The following is a 21,058-nucleotide window of genomic DNA, read 5'->3' as shown; positions in this document are numbered from 1 at the left end:
TAATAATATAGAATAGCATATTATTTATATATAAAATAAATGAAATTAATGATTTTTGATCAATAGAAGTGAAAAGCTACCAAAAGTTACGGTAGCTTTTCGAAGTGTGGATGGAAAGATTATTTGTGCGCGTCGTTATCGTCAGCCACTTCTTTTACTGATTTTCTTGTCTCTTTTGAGATCGTTTTTGTAGAGTCGTTCGCATTGTCGGAAACGTCTTTTACAGAATCTCTTGAATCGTTGGAGATCGTTTTTGTAGAGTCGTTGACATTGTCTGAAACTCTCTTGACAGAATCTCTGGAATCGTTGGATACTGTTCTTGTTGTATCATCAAGATCGTTGGAAACTTCTTTTACAGAGTCTCTTGTATCGTTGGATACAGTTTGTACAGAATCTCTTGAATCATTTGAAACGGTTTTTACAGAATCTCTTGAATCGTTGGAAACTGTTTTTGTTGTATCATCAAGATCGTTGGAAACGGTTTGAACGGAATCTCTTGTATCGTTTGAAACTGTTTTAACAGAATCTCTGGAATCGTTGGAAACGGTTTTAACGGAATCTCTCGAATCGTTTGAAACAGTTTTGACTGAGTCAGTTGTGTCGTTTGAAACAGTTTTAACAGAATCTCTTGAGTCGTTTGAAACTGTTTTGACTGAGTCTCTTGAGTCGTTGGAAACAGTTTTGACTGAATCAGTTGTATCATTCGAGACAGTTTTTACGGAATCTCTTGAATCATTTGAAACAGTTTTGACTGAGTCTCTTGAGTCGTTTGAAACAGTTTTCGTTGCATCATTGATATCTTTTGAAACGGAAATAGCCGAATCTTTCATATCTTTGGATGCGATCGTAGTAGAGTCTTTAAGATCTTTTGTTGTGTTAGTAATAGAATCTTTTGTATCTTCCGCTACTTCCACTGTTGCATCTCTGACATCTTTACTTGTTGAAACTTGTGCTGTTTTAAGGTCGTCAGATACTTTGACAGATGTATCTTTTGCATCCGCACTTACATTTGTTACGGTTCTTTCAGCACTCTTACTTGTTTCTACTGCACCGTCTTTCATGGACTCGACGCTGTCTTTAGCATCTTTACTCATAGAAATCGCTGCTTCTTTCATATCTTTGAACATGTCTCCAAAGCTGAAATCTGCTTGAGCACTTGTTAAAAGTGCCGCTGCTGCTACACATGAAATTACTGTTTTTTTCATATACCATCCTTTTGTTTGGTTGTTGATTTGTAGGTATCACCTATCAGCATCTTATCAACAAATATTTAAATTAAAACTTAAACTGTATAAAAAAATGTAATTAAACTTGATGATGATAATAAATGTAATTGTTTCATTAAAGATAATTGGTTACAATGTTGTTATCTAATAATATTATCGATAAGGGGATGATAAAATGGTAGAATTATTACGTCGGTTTACACTGTTAACGGCTGTAACAACGGCTTTTGCGATGGCAGAAGGGTATACGCAGGCAGACAGGATTGCAGATATGCAGAAGATGGCACAGGCGATGCAGGATATACAGTCCGGCTTCTTCTATAACAATGTCGATATTATCAAAGCGGGAACAAAAGTGCTTAAGGAGACCATCACAAATGTCAGACCGATCGATTCAGAAGTGAACAATAAAGATATTTATGAAAAATGGTTGAATAATGATCTGAAGATGACACGGAAAATCCAAAAGAAAATCAAGAACAAAGCAAACGATGTTGAAGAGCGTTTCTCTGACGGAGATGCAGTCCAGGCCCTACAGGCATACAGCAAGATCTCAGGACAGTGCATGAAATGCCATGTACGTCTGAGAAAATGGTAACTCTATAGGTGATCATTAACCATAGAAGTTGTAAAATGGCATCCAGCAATATTGAATATTATGTGATGTTGCATTTTATTATGAAAAGAAACACTATATGTTAAGACTACAAAAAATTACCCTTTTTCTGCTTCTTTTGGGAAGTTTTGTACATGCCGGCAGTATTTCACTGACAGGGACAGTGGTTTCCGACGGACAGAAAATGATCGGAAGCCGATATATGGGTTACGTGAAAAAAGTTTATGTCAAACTGGGTGACAAAGTCAAGCGTGAAGATGATCTCTATGAGATGGAGTCAGCTGAATTCGACATTATGAAAACGCAGGCCAACTTGATGCTTGAGCAGTCACAGATAGCGTTGGAATATTGGAAAGACCGTCTGCGTGTGATCAATAAAAAGAAAGAGAACGTCAAAAAGAAGTATGGTATGACCGGGTTTGGTATGGATGATCTTGAAGGACAGATTGAGACCGTCAAAGCGATGCTTGAATCGACCAAGATCATGGTCAAGCATGCTGCGGAGCAGGTCAAACAGATGGCGGTGGTCTTCAATTATCTCAAGATGAAAGCTCCGGCAGACGGTGTCGTAGTACAAAAAAATATCAAAGTAGGTGATATGCTTATGCCCGGTATGTTGGCCATTATGATCGTCGATACAGAGCATCTTGAGATTGATGTTTCTCTATCGGAAGGGATCATAAACCGGGTACATGAAGGACAAAAACTTGCAGTGGTGATCCCTTCCATTGAATATAGAACGATCGGGAAGATCAAAGCGATCATTCCTGATGCCAACCCTATGACACACAAGATCAAAATGCGTGTTTCATTTGATAAAGGGGATAACAATATTTTCCCGGGCATGTATGCCAAAGTAATCATTCCTGATAAAAAATAGCTTTTTGCAAGCAAAGTATGGATTTCTTTTTGAGAAAATGGTACACTTATTCTACTCTACAAGAAGGATGGTGTTCAAATGGAAAAAATATATGATCTCATTATCATCGGCGGCGGTCCGGGGGGCATAGGTTCGGCAGTCGAAGCGAAGGTCCTTGGCCTTGAAAAAGTTCTCATGATAGAAAAAACAGACAATCACTCTCATACCATTCGTAAATTCTACAAAGATATGAAGCGTGTCGACAAGGACTGGCAGGGCCAGGCAGTAGATATGGAAGGCAATGTAGAGTTCACTGACGGCACCAAAGAGAGTACGCTTGATTTCTTTGATTCACTTTTGGATGATGAAAAGATCGATACCCGTTTTAACTGTGCGGTGGAAAAAGTTGAAAAAAAGGATGGTGTTTTTCATGTTGTTTCCGGCTGTGGTGTAGACAGGGCCAAAAATGTCATCGTTGCGATCGGACGGATGGGAAAACCGAATAAACCTTCCTATAAAATTCCCCCTTCATTGAGATCACAGATCAATTTCAATCTTGACAAATGCAGTAACGGAGAACATATACTCGTTGTCGGAGGTGGGGACAGTGCAGTGGAGTATGCCTGTGAACTGAGTGCGACGAACGAAGTGACACTCAACTACAGACGTGAAGATCTGACGCGCCCCAATCCGACCAATCAGGAGATGATCGCAGAATATTGTGACAATGAAGCGGTCAGATTGAAACTGGGTGTAGATATTGAAGGCCTGGAGAGTGAACACGGACAGGTGAAAGTCAATTTTACGGACGGCTCGGAACTTTTTGACAGGGTTATTTATGCCATAGGCGGGACCACCCCGAAAGATTTTCTTAAAAGCTGCGGTATCACCCTGGATGAAACGGGTGAACCTGTTTTCGATGACAACTACGAGAGTGAAGTCCCCGGGCTCTACATCGCAGGCGATATCGTGTTCAACAGTGGCGGGAGTATCGCCATCGCTTTGAACCACGGATACAGGATCGTCAATCATATTTTAAGTAAGGAGAATTAACATGGCAAGCGTATTGATACCATTGGCAAAAGGATTTGAAGAACTCGAAGCGGTTGCACTTATCGATGTGATGCGTCGAGGAGGCATTGAAGTACGTGTGGCATATCTTGAAGATGAAATGCAAAGTGACCTGGTACTGGGTGCCAACGGCATTACCATTAAAGCGGATACATCCATCAAGAATGTCATTTCCGATGACTTCGATATGATGGTACTTCCCGGAGGGTGGGGCGGTACCTATGCACTGGCGGAAAATGCCAGAGTACAGGAACTACTCAGAGAGTTCAAGGAAAAAAAGATCGTCGGTGCCATGTGTGCAGCACCGTTCGCTTTAAAACAAGCCGGTGTATTGGGTGAAAGATATACCGCGTATCCCGGTGCGGTAGAGGAGATAGACCATCCCGGCTATGTAGCGGACGAAAAAGTTGTGGAAGATGGAAATGTCATGACTTCACAGGGGCCTGGAACGGCAGTGTGTTTCGGCCTGGCCATTGTCAAAAGACTGGTAGGTGAAGAGAGTATGCAGGCGGTGAAAGAGGGAATGCTTTTGGGATACTGCTAAGTAGCATAAGTTTAAATTCTTAAAATCATTAGTTTATTTTATATTTATTAAAGTTTCATTCTGATATAGTTTTTGTTAAGAATGCAAAGTGGAGACTATTATGAAACTATCGATAATTGCTGTACTGCTGAGCTTTACTATTGTAATGGGCTTTGGCAGTGAACATAACACTACAAAAGAGAATAACAGTACTATAGATAACAACAAAACCAAAGAAGCAGTAAAAAAAGCGATGGAGCTTGAGAAAAAATATGCCAAAGAGCAGCGTTTCTATCAGGGGAGTGAATATGACCTGAAAAGCAAGGAGTTTGACCCTGAAACTTTAAAAAAGGTACCTGCTATTGAACCTGACTACGATTTCGACATGGATGAAGGGGTCTATAGCGACTGATATGTCTTTCTAAGGATGGTCAAATAAACCATCTACTTTTTCTCCTGTCAAAGTATTTCTTTTCAATCCATTTTTACCTAAACTCTGCTATATTCAAAACACTAATTTTATAATGAGTAAGGTCCTAAATGTCAGAAGAACCAAAAAGCAAACCGCAATTCACCCATCTTCATCTTCATACGGAGTATTCACTGCTTGACGGCGCCAACAAGATCAAAGCCCTGGCAAAAAAGGTCAAAGAGTTGGGAATGACGTCGGTAGCGATGACCGACCACGGAAATATGTTCGGTACTATCGATTTCTACAATACCATGCGAAAAGAAGGTATCAAGCCGATCATCGGTATGGAAGCCTATGTACACAATCAGCCTGAACTGGGAGACAAGTCGGTTCGACAGCGTTTCCACCTCTGTTTGTATGCAAAAAATGAAGCAGGGTACAAGAATCTGATGTTCCTCAGCTCCAAAGCTTACATCGAGGGGTTCTATTATTATCCGCGTATTAACTGGGATCTGCTCAAAGATCATGCGGAAGGGCTTGTCTGTTCTTCTGCCTGTCTTCAGGGGGAAGTGAACTGGCATCTCAACCTTTCTGAGCGCAATCTCAAGTTCGGTGCCAAAGGGTACGAGGAGGCCAAACGTATTGCTCTGAAATACAAAGAGGTTTTCGGGGATGATTTCTACCTTGAACTGATGCGTCACGGCATTGGGGACCAGCACCGTATAGACAAGCAGATCCTTCAGCTCTCGCAGGAGACAGGCATTAAAATAGTTGCAACGAACGATACCCACTACACCAATCCTCAGGATGCGGACGCGCATGAGGCATTTATGTGTATAGCGATGAACAAACTCTATGACGATCCCAACCGTCTGCGCCACTCCGTACATGAGTTCTATGTGAAATCCCCCGAGCAGATGGCCGAACTTTTCGCCGATATTCCCGAAGCATTGGAGGCGACGCAGGAGATCGCGGACAAGTGCAATCTTGAGATCAAACTGGGGAACCCGACACCGCCGAATTTCAAGTTCGCCAGAGAGAAGGCAGATGAGATTGGACTCGAACTGCCGGAACCTGAAGTGGAGTATTCGCTGGAGAACGACAAAACGCTTTTCATCGAAGAGTCGAAAAGAGGATTGGCCGAACGTTTGAAGATCGTTCCCGAAGAGAAGCATCAGGAGTACTGGCACCGTCTGCAGGTAGAGATAGACATCATCAACAATATGAAGTTCCCCGGCTATATGCTGATCGTATGGGAGTTCGTCGATGCGGCTAAGCGTATGGGGATCCCCGTAGGTCCCGGTCGTGGGTCCGCGGCGGGTTCGCTGGTGGCTTATGCCCTTCGTATTACCGATATCGACCCCATGCCTTACGGCCTGCTCTTTGAGCGATTTTTGAACCCGGAACGTATCTCCATGCCGGATATCGATATGGACTTCTGTCAGGCGCGTCGTCAGGAGATACTTGACTACGTGGTGGAAAAGTACGGTCGTGTGAACGTGGCGCAGATCATTACCTTTGGTAAACTGCTTGCCAAAGGGGTCATCCGTGATGTCGCACGTGTGCTTGACATGCCATACTCCAAAGCGGATGCGATGGCAAAACTGATCCCCGATGAACTGGGGATCGACCTGAAAGCGTCATATGAAAAAGAACCCAAGATAAAGGAATTGCTTGAGAGTGATCCCCAGGCCAAACGTACCTGGGAGTATGCACTCGCACTCGAAGGGCTGAACCGGAATGCGGGTACCCATGCTGCCGGTGTTGTTATCTCGAACGAAGCACTTTGGCAGAAGACACCGCTTTTCAAGCCTTCGGGGCTTGATACGCTGGCGACACAGTATTCGGGGAAATATGTGGAAGATGTTGACCTGATTAAGTTTGACTTTTTGGGGCTCAAAACACTCACCGTGATCGAAGAGGCACTGCAACTGGTCGAGAAAAGGCACGGTAAGCGTATCAATTTCGTTGAAGAGAACATCGAGGATCCCAAAGTGTATGATTACATTTCAACGGGTGAGACGCTTGGCCTCTTCCAGATCGAATCGGCCGGAATGCAGGATCTGGCGAAAAAACTGAAACCGTCCGGTTTCGAAGATATTATCGCGATGCTTGCACTTTATCGTCCCGGGCCGATGGAGTCGGGAATGCTCGATGACTTCGTCGAACGTAAACACGGCCGGGCAGAGATTACCTATGCCTTCCCGGAACTTGAACCTATCCTTAAACCGACCTACGGGGTCATTGTCTACCAGGAACAGGTCATGCAGATCGTGCAGACCATCGGCGGTTTCTCACTCGGTGGTGCCGACCTCGTGCGACGGGCAATGGGTAAGAAGATCAAAGAGGAGATGGATAAACTCAAAGACGAGTTTGCCGACGGTGCTGCCAAGAAAGGATTTGACAGAGCCAAAGCGGCGGATCTTTTCGACCTTATCGTGAAATTTGCCGGCTACGGTTTTAACAAATCGCACTCGGCTGCCTATGCGATGGTCACCTTCTATACCTCCTATTTGAAATATTATTATCCTACAGAGTTCATGGCGGCCATTCTGACTCTGGAAAAGAATAATACCGACAAAGTCGTCAAATATGTAGATGAACTGAAACAGATGGGCATCAAACTGCTGCCGCCTGACATCAACAGGTCCGGACTGGTCTTTGAAGCGACGAATATCGATGGTGATGAGGTTGTCATGTTCGGTATGGGTGCGGTCAAAGGTGCCGGGGATATTGCTATTAATTCCATGCTTAAAGCTAGAGAAGAGGGGAAATTCAGCGACTTCTCTGACTTTGTTTCCCGTATTGATTCGAGCAAAGTGAATAAAAAGGTCATAGAATCACTCATTAAAGCAGGGGCGCTGGATAGTTTCGGTTACAGCCGTAAAGCGATGCTCTCACAGATAGAAGATATCATTGATACGGCCAAAAAAGCCGGAGAGGCCAAGAAAATGGCTGTCGGTTCCCTTTTTGGCGAAGGGCAGGAAATGACTTCTGTCACCCTTGAACTCTCCCATATGGAAGAATTTGAACCTATGGAGATCCTTGAGATGGAGAAGGAGTCACTGGGCTTTTATGTCTCTGGTCACCCGCTTGACAAGTACCGTGAAACGCTGGAAGGTATCAACTATACACTCAGTTCTGAGATTGATGATCTGGCAGACGGTTCACAGGCCCTTTTCATTGGAAAAATAGAAAGCATTACCGAGAAGATATCCAAGAAAGGGAATAAGTTCGGAATCGCGAACATTATGGACCTGCATGGGAACATTGAACTGATGCTTTTTGAGAACCGTCTCAAAGAGCTCGATGAAGGTTTCGATACGACCAAGCCGATCGCTTTCAAGGTCAAGATCAGCAAAGATGGTGATTTCACCCGTATGAATATCATCAAGATCGAATCGCTCAAAGATGCCAAGAAAGAGAAAGTCAAGGTCAAAAAAGAGGAGAAGCACACGCTGGAACCGGAACAGCCGCCGCTGATCCTGGCTTTGAACCTGATGCCTGATGCCAAAACGGTGGAGGATCTGATGTGCCTTGTGGAGCGTTACCCGGGCAAGCGTCCTCTGGAACTCCGTATCAAGTCAAAGCTGGCAGATGTGATCATCGAATCAAAATGGAAAGTGAGTGAAATGATCCTTGGAGAGGCGAAGGAACTGGGTGCCTATCTCGAAGAGAATTTGAGTGTTGAATAATAAAATGCTTCTTAGCGCAAATAAAACAAGTGAATTTGTTCTAGTTTGTATAAATATATTTTTATCTTAAATTATCTCTGATAGAATAATATCAGGATTTTTAATAAAAGGATTAATGTGAATTTATATAAAGTTGCAATAATGTTTGCATTGTTTTTTACCTATCTTCAGGCAGATGTATCTTTGGGCCAAACAAAAGCAGAATCTACTGCTGATCCAGGACTTGGGTTCAAGACCCAGGATCCAAAAGTATCTAAAATTATTTCGCTTGAGGAAGAGAATGAGCGTCTTAAAGAAAAAGTAAAGGAACTTGAAGCACAGATAGAAACACTTAAAGAAGATGATGTAACCGTAGAGGTAAAATCTGAACCGTCTGTGAAGGTTGAAGTGCCACCCAAGGTCTTTAAGGGTGCCAAACTTGTCATTGGCGGTAAAGTACCTAAAAAACTCTCTACCTATTATGCGGCACGACTGCAGAATATCGATGATCTCAAGCAAAAACTGGAAGCCAACGGATTCGAGGTCCTGGCAGTAACGCCCATACTGAAAGGCAAGACCGTATTGAGCATTACCAACGATGAACTGCTTCAGACCAATACCTGGATGGCTGCACTGCATCTGCTTGTCAATGAAGGCAATGAAATACGCGTGCAGAACCCATCTTATTTTGGGGCAGCCTATCTTCAGGACAAGTACAAGTATGGGCAGTTCACCAAAACACTTAAGGCACTGCAGGCAGTACTGGGTGATATGTACGAGGTGGATGAGAAGTATGCACTCGATGATCTACCAAAGTATCAGTTCATGTTTGGTATGCCGTACCTGAACGATACCATCAAAGTGGGTGAAGGAGATGACCTTCTTGCCAAAGTTGCAGGTGGAAACGGAAACAAATATGTTGCATATACCTTGAAACTTCCCAACGGAAATGTCCTTGTAGGGCATAAGCTCAGAAACATAACCAACAAGTTTCTTCAGAAGATCGAAGCGGAGCGTGATGCGAATATCCTTCCGTACGAGTCTATGATCAAAGGAAAGAAGGCAGTAATGCTTGATCCGAAATTCTATTTGGCCCTTTCTATTCCGCAGTTGAGTATGTCTGAGTTCATGAAGATCGCTTCAGCACCGGGCGAGATTGAAAAAGATGTCAAAAGAGCCTATCAATAGATCAAATGTAACGTACAGAAAATAGTGCCTGCTATTTTCTGTGTAGAATGGAAACAAATAACTAATATAAGTTTTAAAAAATAGTCAATTTACCTACCTTCATAATCAAATAGTGCTACAATCTTTCCACATAAAATCAATTTATTAAGGAACATACATGTCTAAACCAACTATTATTTGGTCAAAAATCGATGAAGCTCCGGCTTTGGCAACCTATTCACTTCTTCCAATCGTAAGCAAATTTACGAATGCGGCAGGTGTCGATGTAAAAACAAGCGATATCTCTCTTGCAGGAAGAGTACTTGCTGCTATGGGCCTGGCTGAAGATGAACTTTCAAAGTTGGGTGAATTGGTACATAAACCTGAGGCTAACATTATTAAACTCCCAAATATTTCAGCTTCTATCGGCCAGCTCAAAGAGTGTATTGCTGAGCTGCAGTCTCAGGGATTCGATATTCCTGATTTCCCGGAAAACCCTGAAACAGAAGAAGAAAAAGCGGTCAGAGCAAAGTATAACCCTTGTCTCGGGTCTGCCGTTAACCCGGTACTTAGAGAAGGAAACTCTGACAGACGTGCAGCAGCAGCGGTTAAAAAGTATGCACAGCAGCATCCGCACAGACTCAAGCCGTTTGCTGAGAACTCCAAAGCGTATGTTGCGCACATGGAAGGTAACGGAGATTTCTACGGTAATGAGAAGTCAGTAACTATGGATAAGGCACAAACAGTCAAGATCCTGCTGAACGGTAAAGAGCTTAAAACGATCGATGCACTTGAGAGTGAAATTCTTGATGCAACTTTCATGTCAGCCAAAGCACTCAGAGCGTTCATCAAAAAAACGATCGATGATGCAAAAGCGAACGGTGTACTCTGGTCGATCCACCTTAAAGCAACAATGATGAAGATCTCTGACCCGATCATGTTCGGTCATGCCTTCGAAGTATTCTTCCAGGAAGTGTTCGACAAATATGCAGATGTTTTCAAAGAACTCGAAGTCAACCCTAACCTTGGTATGTCAGACCTTGAGAAGAAGATCGCTGGTCATGCAAAAGAAGCTGAGATCAAAGCGGCATTCCAGGCAGTGGTGGATGCCGATGCTCCAAAGATCGCTATGGTCGATTCTGACAAAGGTCAGACGAACTTCAATGCTTCCAACGATGTAATCATCGATGCCTCTATGCCGGTAGTGGTAAGAGAGGGTGGTAAGCAGTGGGACAGAAATGGTGATGCAGTTGAATGTGTAGCGGTCATCCCTGACAGTACCTACGCAATGTTCCATCAGGAAATGGTAGCGGACTGTGTCAAGAATGGACAGTTTGATGTCACGACTATGGGTAATGTTGCAAACGTTGGTCTTATGGCACAAAAAGCGGAAGAGTACGGTTCTCACCCGACTACATTCGAGATCGCTGAAGCCGGGACGGTTGATGTTGTCAACGAGAATGGTGATGTATTGATGAGCCATGAAGTAGAGGCTGGAGATATCTGGAGAATGTCACGTGCCAAAGACATCCCGATCAAAGACTGGGTAAGACTGGCAGTTGAAAGAGCGAGACTTACAGGAAATCCTACAGTATTCTGGTTGGATGAGAACAGAGCACACGATGCAGAAATGATCAAGAAGGTCAATCAGTATCTTAAAGAACATGATACAACAGGTCTTGATATCAAGATCATGGATGTAGCTGCAGCGACAAGATACACCAACGAAAGAGTAAGAGCAGGTAAAGATACCATCTCTGTAACAGGAAACGTTCTCAGAGACCACCTGACAGATATGTATCCGATCCTTGAGCTTGGTACTTCTGCAAAAATGCTTTCTATCGTTCCACTGCTTGCAGGCGGAGGACTTTTTGAAACAGGTGCAGGTGGTTCAGCACCTAAGCACGTAGACCAGTTCCTTGCAGAAGGTCACCTCAGATGGGATTCACTTGGTGAGTTCCTTGCTTTGGCTGAATCACTCAGAATGGAATATCAGAAATCCGAAGACAGCAAAATCGGTGCATTGACGGAAGCACTTGACAAAGCGAACCAGGGATACCTTGACAATGACAAGGCACCATCAAGAAAAGTAGGAGAAGCTGATAACAAAGCATCTCATTACTATGTAGCACTTTACTGGGCAGAAGCACTTGAAACACAGACAGCGGATGCTGAACTGGCTGAGAAATTCGCTCCTGTGGCAGATGCACTCAGAAAGAACGAAGAGAAGATCATTGCTGAATTGCTTGCAGCTGAAGGTTCTGCAAAAGATATCGGTGGTTATTACCATCCGAATGATTCCAAAGCGGAAGCGGCAATGAGACCGTCTGAAACACTTAACAGTATTATTGACGCTATCTAACTAAAGGTTACTATTACCTATCGACACAGATGGGTACTTCACACAGGGCAATGTGCCCCTGTGTAACACTTTTATAATAATTTTCCAGTATTATTATAATTGAACCTTTGAACGCAATTAACGTGTTCAATGTTCTTCAACATAGGATTTATTACCTGATGCGGTAATAACGCTTCACAGGCATTGCAAAACATTATTGATAATCATCTAAGTTATGAGTTATGTTTTGTTTGCAGCTTCCCTGAAGATAATTCTATGATTCTCACACAAAAGGAAATCAATGGCAAAAGGAAAAAAAGTAACGGTAATCGGTACAGGTAATTTTGGTTCAACGGTCGCATTCATTCTTGCAATGAACGGTTCGTGTCACCATGTCATGCTCAGAGGGCGTAACTACGATATCGCTAAAGGTAAAGCGCTCGACATGTCACAGGCAGCCAATGCTGCAAGACAGCATACCATCGTCAAAGCGGCTAAAGGGCCTGAAGATATGGAAGGCTCCGATGTGGTCATCATCACTGCGGGTGCACCAAGAACACCGGGTATGAGCAGGGATGACCTTCTTTTCAAAAATGCAGATATCGTTAAATGCTATGCAAGAGAGATAAAAGAGTATGCTCCCGACGCAATTGTGATCGTTGTATCCAACCCCCTGGATGTTATGACCTATGTGGCACTCAAAGAGACAGGCTTCCCGAGACAGCGTGTACTCGGTATGGCGGGGATACTTGATGCAGCGAGAATGGCACACTTCATTTATGAAAAACTTGAGTACGGTGCCGGTCAGATCCGTGCAACAGTCATGGGAGGACACGGCGATACTATGGTACCGCTTCCAAAGTTCACCACGGTTGCCGGTGTACCTATCGAAGACCTCCTGGACTCGGAAGAGATCGGTGAGATCGTTAGAAAAACAAGGAACGGCGGTGCGGAGATCGTAAATCTTCTGGGTAACGGTTCGGCCTATTATGCACCGGCAAAATCCACGACTGTGATGGTTGAGGCGATCCTGAAAGACACCAACCAGATCCACTCCTGTGCCATCATGCTGAAAAATGATTATGGCTATTCCGATATCGTTTCAGGTGTACCTGTCATGATCGGTGCAGGCGGTGCGGAGAAGGTCATCAATATGGCACTTAAGCCGCTTCAGCAGACACGATTCAAGAATTCGGTTGCTTCGGTACAGGAGATGGTTGATACATTGTATAAAGCAAATTTTTTCGACGATGACAAGAAATAGATAGATGCATAGACGTAAAGTAGGGATCATCGGTACAGGGGCGGTCGGTGCGACAGCAGCATACAGTCTGTGCATGATGGGAACATGTAACGAGATCGTTCTTTTTGACATTGCCGAAGGTGTGGCAAAGGGCAAAGCGATCGATATTGCACAGTCAAGCCATTATGCACCCAACAGTACCATCGTTACTGCAGCAGAGAGTCCGGCAGATGTCAATGACTGTGATATCGTTGTCATTACGGCAGGTGTTCCGCGTAAAGGTGATATGACACGTGAAGATCTGCTGATGATCAATGCAAAGATCATGAAGACAGTGGTGGAAGATGTCAAGACCTATTCCCCCGATGCCGTGATCATCTGTGTCTCAAACCCTCTGGATGTCATGACTTATGTCATTCAGAAGATGACAGGCTGGGAGCGTAACCGTATCATCGGTATGGCAGGTGCACTTGACGGTGCCAGAATGGCCTATCAGATCTACAATAAACTCGGTTACGGTGCAGGACAGATCGGTACTTTGGTGATTGGTGACCATGGGCAAAATATGATCCCCCTGCCTCAGAAAGTACAGGTGGGTGATGTACCGGTGAATGAACTGTTGAGTAAAGCAGAGATGGAAGAGATCATCGAGCGTACACGAACAGGCGGTGCGGAGATCGTCAAGTATCTGGGTACTTCGGGCTATTATGCCCCTGGCCGTGCTATTGCATATATGGTAGAGGCATTACTGAATGACAGCAGGATAGTAGTTTCTTCTTCCGTACTTCTGGATGGTGAATACGGATATAGTGATGTGACAGCAGGCGTGCCTGTAGTACTGGGAAAGAACGGTGTAGAGAAGATCATTGAGATCGATCTGGACAGTGAGACCATAGAAAAGTTTAAAATATCAGTAGATTCCATCAATGAGAATATCGCTATTTTAAAACAGAACAAATTTTTTGACTAAGGAAAAAAATGAGAGAGATTGAATTTGATGAAGTAGTAAAAGCGGTAAGAGATATTATCGTTCACTGCGGTACAGATCTTCCGCAAGATACCTATGACGCGCTCAAAGAGGCAATGGAAACTGAAAAATCACCTGTCAGTAAAGAGGTGATCCGACAGATCCTTGAGAATGCTGATATCGCGAAAGATGAAAAAAGGCCGCTTTGTCAGGATACAGGATTGGCAGTATTCTTTGTCAAGGTAGGTGATGAGGTGAAGATCAAGGGCGGATTGCTCAAAGATGCCATCAATAAAGGGACGGAACAGGGCTATACAGACGCCTACCTCAGGGCATCCACCTGTGAACCGTTCTCCCGTGCGAACCTGAAAGATACAGTGGGGTATAACCTGCCTGCTATCATTCATTTCGATATCGTTGCAGGGGATAAAATAGATATTGAGTACGCAGCCAAAGGCGGCGGTTCCGAAAATGTTTCAAGAGCGAGAGTATTCCCTCCTGCCGCTGGTAAAGAGGGGATCGTCAATTATGTCAAAGAGGTGATTTCAGATGCGGGCGGGAACCCCTGTCCTCCTATTACTGTGGGTGTTGGGATCGGTGGTACTTTCGAGAAAGCCTGTATCTCTTCCAAGCATGCACTGTTCAGAGATATCGGTTCAGTGAATGAAGATCCTGAAATGGCTGAGCTTGAAACGACCATTCTTGAGGAGATCAACAAACTGGGTATCGGTGCCATGGGAATGGGCGGAACCAAAACGGCACTGGCGGTTCATATTGAGTCCAACCCGTGCCATATTGCTTCACTGCCGGTTTCAGTTAATGTACAGTGTCACTCATCAAGACATACACATATTACGATATAAGGGAGAAGAAAATGGCACAATATACATTAACGACACCATTGACATCGGAAGATACAAGACAACTTAAAGCAGGTGATACAGTGCTACTTAACGGTACTATCTTTACTGCACGTGATGCGGCACACAAACGCCTGGTAGAGCTTCTTGAAAAAGGGGAAGAACTACCGTTTGATATTGAGGGGTCTGTCATTTATTTTGTAGGACCGACACCGCCAAAACCCGGAGATCCGATAGGCTCTGCCGGACCGACTACCTCATACAGGATGGACAGCTACTCTCCAACTATGCTTCGGTACGGTTCCAAAGGAATGATCGGTAAAGGAAAACGCAATCAGGTAGTCAAAGATGCCTGTAAAGAGTATGATGGTATTTACTTTGGTGCGACCGGTGGCGCAGGTGCACTGCTTGGTAAAAAGATCACTTCAGCCGAAGTGATCGCCTATCCTGAACTCGGCCCCGAAGCGGTACGCAAGATCACGGTCAAAGATTTCCCGGTCACTGTCATTAATGATACGTACGGAAATGATCTCTACCAGATGGGAAGAGAACAATTCGAGGTAAAGGATTAAAATCCTTCCCTTCCCATTAATATCTCGTAGGGTGCGTAACCACGCACCTCTCTTCATCCTCCAAACATTATTTTTCTTCATTTTCCAAATATTCATTAACCAAACAGTAGTACCATAACCTATTCAGAATAATATATTACAAGATACAAAGGATCAACCATGCAATACAGAATAGAAAAAGATACGATGGGTGAAATGCAGGTACCTGCAGACAAATATTGGGCAGCACAGACACAGCGTTCGGTACAGAACTTTCAGATCGGTGTGGAAAAGATGCCGATGGAAGTGGTTCATGGATTTGCCAACCTGAAAAAAGCCTGTGCCCTGGTAAACAATGAGCTTGGACGCCTTGATGATGAGAAGACAAACGCTATCGTCAAAGCCTGTGATGCTGTGCTTGTCGGTGAACTTGATGACAACTTTCCTTTGGTGGTCTGGCAGACAGGCTCGGGAACACAGTCCAATATGAATATGAATGAAGTAGTTGCCAACAAAGCCACAGAGATCCTGGGTGGCGATTTCACCAAAGAGCACCTTGTTCATCCCAACGATGATGTGAACAAAGGGCAGAGCTCCAACGATACCTATCCCACAGGCATGCGGATCGCCGAAGTAGTTGCTGTAACAGACAATCTCATTCCTGCACTCAAGCAGCTTAAGGGTACACTCGAAGAGAAGTCAAAAGCCTTTGCCGATATCGTGAAGATAGGACGTACGCATTTGCAGGATGCCACACCGCTGACCCTTGGACAGGAGATCAGCGGATACGTCGCAATGCTGGAGACAAACCTGAAGCAGATAGAAGATGCACTGAAATATTGCAGGGAACTTGCCATTGGGGGTACAGCTGTAGGTACAGGGCTTAACTCTCATCCGGAATTTTCACAGAGGGTTGCAATCCAGCTGAACCGTTTCATGGAGAAAAATTACGGTTTTGTTTCCCAGCCTAACAAATTCCATGCCCTGACAGGACATGATGCGGAAGTAGTACTTTCGGGAGCGCTCAAAGCGTTGGCGGCCAATCTCATGAAGATCGCCAATGATGTCAGATGGCTTGCAAGTGGTCCAAGGTGCGGTATTGGTGAGATATCCATCCCAGCCAACGAACCGGGATCATCCATTATGCCGGGCAAGGTCAACCCGACGCAGGCGGAAGCGCTTACTATGGTGGCTGTGCAGGTCATGGGAAATGATGCTGCTGTCGGTTTTGCTGCATCACAGGGGAACTTTGAGCTCAATGTCTTTAAACCGGTGATCGCCTATAATATCCTGCAGTCTGTCCGACTGCTTTCTGATGCCATGAGAAGTTTTGATGTCAACTGTGCTATCGGTATTAAGCCGATCGAAGAGAAGATAGAGAAGTTCCTCAACGACTCCCTTATGCTGGTTACGGCACTCAATCCGTACATCGGGTACGAGAATGCGGCAAAGATCGCCAAAACAGCACATGCCAACGGTACGACACTCAAAGAGGAAGCAGTCGCACTCGGACTGCTTACGGAAGAGGAATTCGACCGTTACGTACAGCCCAAAGAGATGATAGCGCCTAAGGCGTAAAGGCCAATGCAAGTGAGGCACTAAATGCCGAATCGTATAAGGCCTAAATCTTATATTTTTTACAAAAGGTAGCATTTTGCTATCTTTTCCTCCTTTTTTGCTTTAAAACTGTGTAAAAATTTAACACTTTCTTAAAATCACCTCTCATAATAATTCAATTAATAAAATATTATCATTAATAGGCGTATAATAAAGGAACTTATTGTAAAAAAGGAGACTATGTGAACGTACATGAATATCAGGCAAAACAGATCTTTGCCGAATATGGTGTTCCCACACCAAAAGGTATAATGGCGGAAAGCGTTGATGCAGCTGTTGAAGCAGCAAAAGAACTGGGCGGACCTATCTGGGTCGTGAAAGCCCAGATCCATGCAGGCGGACGTGGGCTTGGCGGTGGTGTCAAGCTTGCGAAATCATTGGATGAAGTGAGAGAATTGGCAGATGAAATTCTTGGGATGACTTTGGTGACACACCAGACAGGTCCTGAAGGAAAACTGGTTCAGAAGCTCTACATCGAAGACGGTGCAGACATTAAAGATGAGTTCTACCTTTCTGTCATTCTGGACAGAAAACTGGAAATGCCTTTGATCATGGCTTCTACCGAAGGAGGAATGAACATTGAGGATGTTGCAGAAAATACACCCGAAAAGATCATTACGGTTCCGGTAGATCCGACGATCGGTTTCCAGGGATTCCATGGGCGTGAATTGGCGTTCGGTCTTGGTATTACGGACAAAGCGGAACAGAAGAATATCATTACATTTGCACAGAAGCTTTATAAACTTTACATGGACAAAGATGCAGAGATGATCGAGATCAACCCGCTTGTAAGAACAGGTTCGGGTGAATTCCTGGCACTTGACGGGAAAATGGGCTTCGATAATTCTGCGCTCTACAGACAGCCGGAAATCGCGGCGATGAGAGATCTTAGCGAAGAAGATCCTGATGAAGTTGAAGCGGCAAAGTATGGTCTTTCCTATGTAGCGCTTGACGGTGAGATCGGTTGTATGGTAAATGGTGCCGGTCTTGCAATGGGTACGATGGATACGATCAACCACATGGGTGGTACACCGGCGAACTTCCTTGATGTAGGTGGTTCAGCAAATGCGGAGACCGTTGCAAAAGGTTTCGAGATCATTCTCAAGAATCCAAATGTCAAAGCGATCTTCGTCAATATCTTCGGTGGTATCGTAAGATGTGACAGAATAGCGAATGGTATTATCGAAGCGACGAATATTACGGATGTGCATGTGCCTGTGATCGTACGTCTTGATGGAACGAATGCTCCGGAAGCAGCAGAGATCCTTAAAAATGCGAACATTTCAAACCTGATCGTTGCTGAAGATCTGGGTGACGGCGCTGCAAAAGCAGTTGCTGCGGCGAAAGGAGAGATATAATGTCAATTTTGGTAAATAAAGATACAAAAGTAATCGTTCAGGGCTTTACAGGTAAAGAAGGTTCTTTTCATGCGGAGCAGTGTATTGACTACGGTACGAACATTGTAGGCGGTGTTACACCGAACAAAGGTGGCCAGGTACATTTGGGCAAGCCGGTATTCAATACGGTAGCAGAAGCGGTCAAAGAGACAGGAGCTACAGTGTCTATGATCTTCGTTCCACCTGCATTCGTCGGTGATGCAGTGATGGAAGCGGCAGAAGCGGGCATTGAGCTTGCTGTGATCATTACGGAAGGTGCTCCGGTTAAAGATATGCAGGCAGCCAAAGCGTATGCGACAAAACACGGTATGAAGACTATCGGGCCAAACTGTCCGGGTATTATTACGGCAGAAGAGTGCAAGATCGGTATTATGCCGGGTATGATCTTCAAAAAAGGGAATGTCGGGCTTATCTCGAAATCTGGAACATTGACCTATGAAGGTGCAAACCAGGTGTGTAATGTGGGGTATGGTATCACTACAGCAGTCGGTATCGGCGGAGACCCGATCATCGGTCTCTCCTACAAGCAGATTCTTCCTATGTTCGAAGCGGATCCGGATACGGAATGCATCGTAATGATCGGTGAGATTGGCGGAGACCTTGAAATTCAGGCGGCAAAACTGATCAAAGAGCAGATCACGAAGCCTGTTGTTGCTTTTATTGCGGGTCAAACTGCGCCAAAAGGTAAAACAATGGGACATGCCGGGGCTATCGTAAGCGGCAGTGCCGGTACAGCAAAAGAGAAGATGGAAGCATTAGAAGCAGCCGGTGTAAAAGTAGTTGTTTCTCCTGCGGAGATCGGTAAAGCTGTAAAAGAAGTACTGTCAAAATAACCATTTGGCTTTAACGGTTTAGCGGGGTGTTCTCACCCCGTTCCTCTTTTTCCTACGTCATATAAAATTTCCAAATATTACACTTTTTTTGTTGCTTCAAAAGGTAACAACCCCACTTATACTCCACATAATTACCACTTATTTATAGTTAAATTATTAAAAGTAAGCTATTCTAATTTTAGTGAATAACAAATCTCACTTAATATTTCAAAAATAAAAAGGGGAAAATATGTCAACAATGGCAGCTCCGGAAAATACTCCGGTATGGGTAAACACCGATAGATGTAAAGCCTGTGATATCTGTGTGGATTCATGTCCTGCAGGTGTACTTTCAATGAAACAGGAACCAACATCGGTTCTGGGAGCGATGATCAGCATCGTCGCACCGGAATCATGTATAGGATGTAACGAGTGCGAGCTTGTTTGTCCGGATTTCGCAATTTATGTAGCAGAGAAAAAAGAATTTAAATTCGCAAAACTCACAGATGCTTCAAAAGCGAGACAGGAAGCAATTATCAACAATGGGTGGAGATTACCCGAAGATTATAAGGAGGCTAACTAATGTCAGCAACAAGAGAAGTTATTTCAAGTGGAAATGAACTGTCTGCAATGGCAGCAGTGGATGCCGGATGTATGTTTTTTGCCGGATACCCACTGACACCATCAAGTGAGGTAATGCATGTCAGTTCTGATTTGCTACCTAAAAAAGGTGGAACGGCAATTCAAATGGAAGATGAGATCGCAGGTATTTGTGCAGCAATAGGTGCAAGTATGAGTGGAATAAGATCATTTACTGCTACTTCGGGACCAGGTATCTCCCTGAAAGCGGAGAACCTCGGACTTGCTCAAATGGCAGAAGTTCCTTTGGTAGTAGTGAATGTTATGAGAGGTGGTCCGTCAACAGGTCTTCCGACACGTGTATCCCAAGGGGATGTGTCACAAGCTAAAAACCCCTCACATGGTGACTACAAATCCATTACTTTATGTGCAGGTACTTTGGAAGAATGTTATACAGAGACAGTAAGAGCCTTTAACCTGGCAGACAGATTTATGCAGCCGATTATCGTATTGTTGGATGAAACACTGGGTCATATGCATGCGAAAGCGGTTATCCCGACAGCAGAAGAAGTTGAAAAAGGTATCGTGCCAAGAAAGAAATTTGAAGGCGATCCTGCAGATTACAAACCATACGGTGTAGCACAGGATGAGCCTGCGGTTCTAAACCCTATGTTTACAGGGTACAGATACCACTATACAGGACTTCACCATGATGCCATGGGATTCCCGACAGAAGAGATCGAAACATGTAGAAAACTGATCGACAGACTGTTTAGAAAAGTAGAAGAACATGAAGATGAGCTGGAGAGCTATGAAGAGTATATGCTTGACGATGCGGAGATCCTTCTGATCGGTTACGGTTCTGCATCACTTGCTATCAAAGAAGCAGTAAATATGCTCAGAGAGCAGGGTGTCAAAGTCGGTATGTTCAGACCTATTACGCTATGGCCAAGTCCGGAAGCGAAAATGCATGAACTTGGACAGAAATTTGACAAAGTACTTTCTGTTGAATTGAATATGGGTCAATATCTCGAAGAGATTCAAAGATCTATGGGAAGACTGGATATAGAAAAATTGGTTAAAGTGAATGGCCGTCCATTCTCACCAGCAGATATTATTGAAAAAGTTAAGGAGGTATTTTAA

The 21,058-nt window shown here is 44.2% G+C and carries 18 protein-coding genes; 17 read left to right on the top strand and 1 reads right to left on the bottom strand.

The annotated features are described in order from the left end of the window. Positions 1-119: 119 nt before the first annotated feature. The gene (locus tag YH65_RS08335) at positions 120-1,205 is read right to left on the bottom strand and encodes a hypothetical protein (RefSeq protein ID WP_046551471.1); all 1,086 of its coding nucleotides are present in this window, start codon (positions 1,203-1,205) and stop codon (positions 120-122) included. A gap of 196 nt (positions 1,206-1,401) precedes the next feature. Here YH65_RS08335 and YH65_RS08330 point away from each other — a divergent pair, with 196 nt between their 5' ends. The 17 genes from YH65_RS08330 to YH65_RS08250 all read left to right on the top strand — a co-directional run bounded on the left by YH65_RS08330 (position 1,402) and on the right by YH65_RS08250 (position 21,058). Beyond that, positions 1,402-1,824, top strand: a complete 423-nt coding sequence (locus YH65_RS08330) for a hypothetical protein (RefSeq protein ID WP_046551470.1) — start codon at positions 1,402-1,404, stop codon at positions 1,822-1,824. A gap of 97 nt (positions 1,825-1,921) precedes the next feature. After that, positions 1,922-2,722 carry an efflux RND transporter periplasmic adaptor subunit gene (locus tag YH65_RS08325; RefSeq protein ID WP_046551469.1) on the top strand — a complete coding sequence of 267 codons (801 nt, stop codon included), beginning with the start codon at positions 1,922-1,924 and terminating at the stop codon, positions 2,720-2,722. Positions 2,723-2,800: 78 nt separating this feature from the next. Then, positions 2,801-3,754: an NAD(P)-binding domain-containing protein gene (locus tag YH65_RS08320; protein WP_046551468.1), complete on the top strand. Its 954-nt coding sequence runs from the start codon at positions 2,801-2,803 to the stop codon at positions 3,752-3,754. 1 nt (position 3,755) lies between these two features. Further along, entirely contained in the window at positions 3,756-4,316 is a 561-nt protein-coding gene (locus YH65_RS08315; protein ID WP_046551467.1) for a DJ-1 family glyoxalase III, read from the top strand. A 100-nt stretch (positions 4,317-4,416) separates the two neighbouring features. After that, complete coding sequence (locus YH65_RS08310; RefSeq protein WP_046551466.1) at positions 4,417-4,707, top strand: hypothetical protein; 291 nt, start codon at positions 4,417-4,419, stop codon at positions 4,705-4,707. Positions 4,708-4,835: 128 nt separating this feature from the next. After that, the gene (gene dnaE / locus YH65_RS08305; protein ID WP_046551465.1) at positions 4,836-8,402 is read left to right on the top strand and encodes a DNA polymerase III subunit alpha; all 3,567 of its coding nucleotides are present in this window, start codon (positions 4,836-4,838) and stop codon (positions 8,400-8,402) included. A gap of 141 nt (positions 8,403-8,543) precedes the next feature. Continuing rightward, positions 8,544-9,569 carry a hypothetical protein gene (locus tag YH65_RS08300; RefSeq protein ID WP_245609184.1) on the top strand — a complete coding sequence of 342 codons (1,026 nt, stop codon included), beginning with the start codon at positions 8,544-8,546 and terminating at the stop codon, positions 9,567-9,569. A 157-nt stretch (positions 9,570-9,726) separates the two neighbouring features. Next, positions 9,727-11,910 (top strand): NADP-dependent isocitrate dehydrogenase, encoded by a 2,184-nt coding sequence (locus YH65_RS08295; protein ID WP_046551463.1) that lies wholly within the window; start codon positions 9,727-9,729, stop codon positions 11,908-11,910. A 280-nt stretch (positions 11,911-12,190) separates the two neighbouring features. Continuing rightward, a complete protein-coding gene (locus tag YH65_RS08290) occupies positions 12,191-13,153 on the top strand; it encodes a malate dehydrogenase (protein WP_046551462.1) in 963 nt (320 codons plus the stop codon). Positions 13,154-13,157: 4 nt separating this feature from the next. After that, positions 13,158-14,102, top strand: coding sequence for a malate dehydrogenase (locus tag YH65_RS08285; RefSeq protein ID WP_046551461.1), 945 nt, complete (start codon positions 13,158-13,160; stop codon positions 14,100-14,102). Positions 14,103-14,110: 8 nt separating this feature from the next. Further along, a complete protein-coding gene (locus tag YH65_RS08280; RefSeq protein WP_046551460.1) occupies positions 14,111-14,962 on the top strand; it encodes a fumarate hydratase in 852 nt (283 codons plus the stop codon). Between the two features lie 11 nt (positions 14,963-14,973). Next, positions 14,974-15,531, top strand: coding sequence for a Fe-S-containing hydro-lyase (locus YH65_RS08275; protein WP_046551459.1), 558 nt, complete (start codon positions 14,974-14,976; stop codon positions 15,529-15,531). Between the two features lie 159 nt (positions 15,532-15,690). Beyond that, positions 15,691-17,088 carry a class II fumarate hydratase gene (gene fumC / locus YH65_RS08270; RefSeq protein WP_046551458.1) on the top strand — a complete coding sequence of 466 codons (1,398 nt, stop codon included), beginning with the start codon at positions 15,691-15,693 and terminating at the stop codon, positions 17,086-17,088. Between the two features lie 221 nt (positions 17,089-17,309). Beyond that, positions 17,310-18,485 carry an ADP-forming succinate--CoA ligase subunit beta gene (sucC, locus tag YH65_RS08265; protein ID WP_046551457.1) on the top strand — a complete coding sequence of 392 codons (1,176 nt, stop codon included), beginning with the start codon at positions 17,310-17,312 and terminating at the stop codon, positions 18,483-18,485. After that, a complete protein-coding gene (gene sucD / locus YH65_RS08260) occupies positions 18,485-19,357 on the top strand; it encodes a succinate--CoA ligase subunit alpha (protein WP_011980270.1) in 873 nt (290 codons plus the stop codon). The genes sucC and sucD overlap by 1 nt, the downstream gene beginning before the upstream one ends. 229 nt (positions 19,358-19,586) lie before the next feature. Further along, positions 19,587-19,919: a 4Fe-4S dicluster domain-containing protein gene (locus tag YH65_RS08255; protein WP_046551456.1), complete on the top strand. Its 333-nt coding sequence runs from the start codon at positions 19,587-19,589 to the stop codon at positions 19,917-19,919. Then, on the top strand, positions 19,919-21,058 hold the full coding sequence (locus tag YH65_RS08250) for a 2-oxoglutarate synthase subunit alpha (protein ID WP_046551455.1): 1,140 nt from the start codon (positions 19,919-19,921) through the stop codon (positions 21,056-21,058). The genes YH65_RS08255 and YH65_RS08250 overlap by 1 nt, the downstream gene beginning before the upstream one ends.

It is taken from the genome of Sulfurovum lithotrophicum (genome assembly GCF_000987835.1).
Lineage (GTDB): Bacteria > Campylobacterota > Campylobacteria > Campylobacterales > Sulfurovaceae > Sulfurovum > Sulfurovum lithotrophicum.
This window is presented reverse-complemented; position numbering and strand designations above follow the sequence as displayed.

Excerpts from the sequence above, each read along its gene's own strand:
- sucD (WP_011980270.1), top strand. The coding sequence starts at position 18,485 with ATGTCAATTTTGGTAAATAAAGATACAAAAGTAATCGTTCAGGGCTTT.
- YH65_RS08290 (WP_046551462.1), top strand. The coding sequence starts at position 12,191 with ATGGCAAAAGGAAAAAAAGTAACGGTAATCGGTACAGGTAATTTTGGT.
- YH65_RS08310 (WP_046551466.1), top strand. The coding sequence starts at position 4,417 with ATGAAACTATCGATAATTGCTGTACTGCTGAGCTTTACTATTGTAATG.
- YH65_RS08325 (WP_046551469.1), top strand. The coding sequence starts at position 1,922 with ATGTTAAGACTACAAAAAATTACCCTTTTTCTGCTTCTTTTGGGAAGT.
- YH65_RS08285 (WP_046551461.1), top strand. The coding sequence starts at position 13,158 with ATGCATAGACGTAAAGTAGGGATCATCGGTACAGGGGCGGTCGGTGCG.
- YH65_RS08255 (WP_046551456.1), top strand. The coding sequence starts at position 19,587 with ATGTCAACAATGGCAGCTCCGGAAAATACTCCGGTATGGGTAAACACC.
- dnaE (WP_046551465.1), top strand. The coding sequence starts at position 4,836 with ATGTCAGAAGAACCAAAAAGCAAACCGCAATTCACCCATCTTCATCTT.
- YH65_RS08335 (WP_046551471.1), bottom strand. The coding sequence starts at position 1,205 with ATGAAAAAAACAGTAATTTCATGTGTAGCAGCAGCGGCACTTTTAACA.
- fumC (WP_046551458.1), top strand. The coding sequence starts at position 15,691 with ATGCAATACAGAATAGAAAAAGATACGATGGGTGAAATGCAGGTACCT.
- YH65_RS08300 (WP_245609184.1), top strand. The coding sequence starts at position 8,544 with ATGTTTGCATTGTTTTTTACCTATCTTCAGGCAGATGTATCTTTGGGC.
- YH65_RS08320 (WP_046551468.1), top strand. The coding sequence starts at position 2,801 with ATGGAAAAAATATATGATCTCATTATCATCGGCGGCGGTCCGGGGGGC.
- YH65_RS08275 (WP_046551459.1), top strand. The coding sequence starts at position 14,974 with ATGGCACAATATACATTAACGACACCATTGACATCGGAAGATACAAGA.
- YH65_RS08315 (WP_046551467.1), top strand. The coding sequence starts at position 3,756 with ATGGCAAGCGTATTGATACCATTGGCAAAAGGATTTGAAGAACTCGAA.
- YH65_RS08295 (WP_046551463.1), top strand. The coding sequence starts at position 9,727 with ATGTCTAAACCAACTATTATTTGGTCAAAAATCGATGAAGCTCCGGCT.
- YH65_RS08250 (WP_046551455.1), top strand. The coding sequence starts at position 19,919 with ATGTCAGCAACAAGAGAAGTTATTTCAAGTGGAAATGAACTGTCTGCA.
- YH65_RS08280 (WP_046551460.1), top strand. The coding sequence starts at position 14,111 with ATGAGAGAGATTGAATTTGATGAAGTAGTAAAAGCGGTAAGAGATATT.
- YH65_RS08330 (WP_046551470.1), top strand. The coding sequence starts at position 1,402 with ATGGTAGAATTATTACGTCGGTTTACACTGTTAACGGCTGTAACAACG.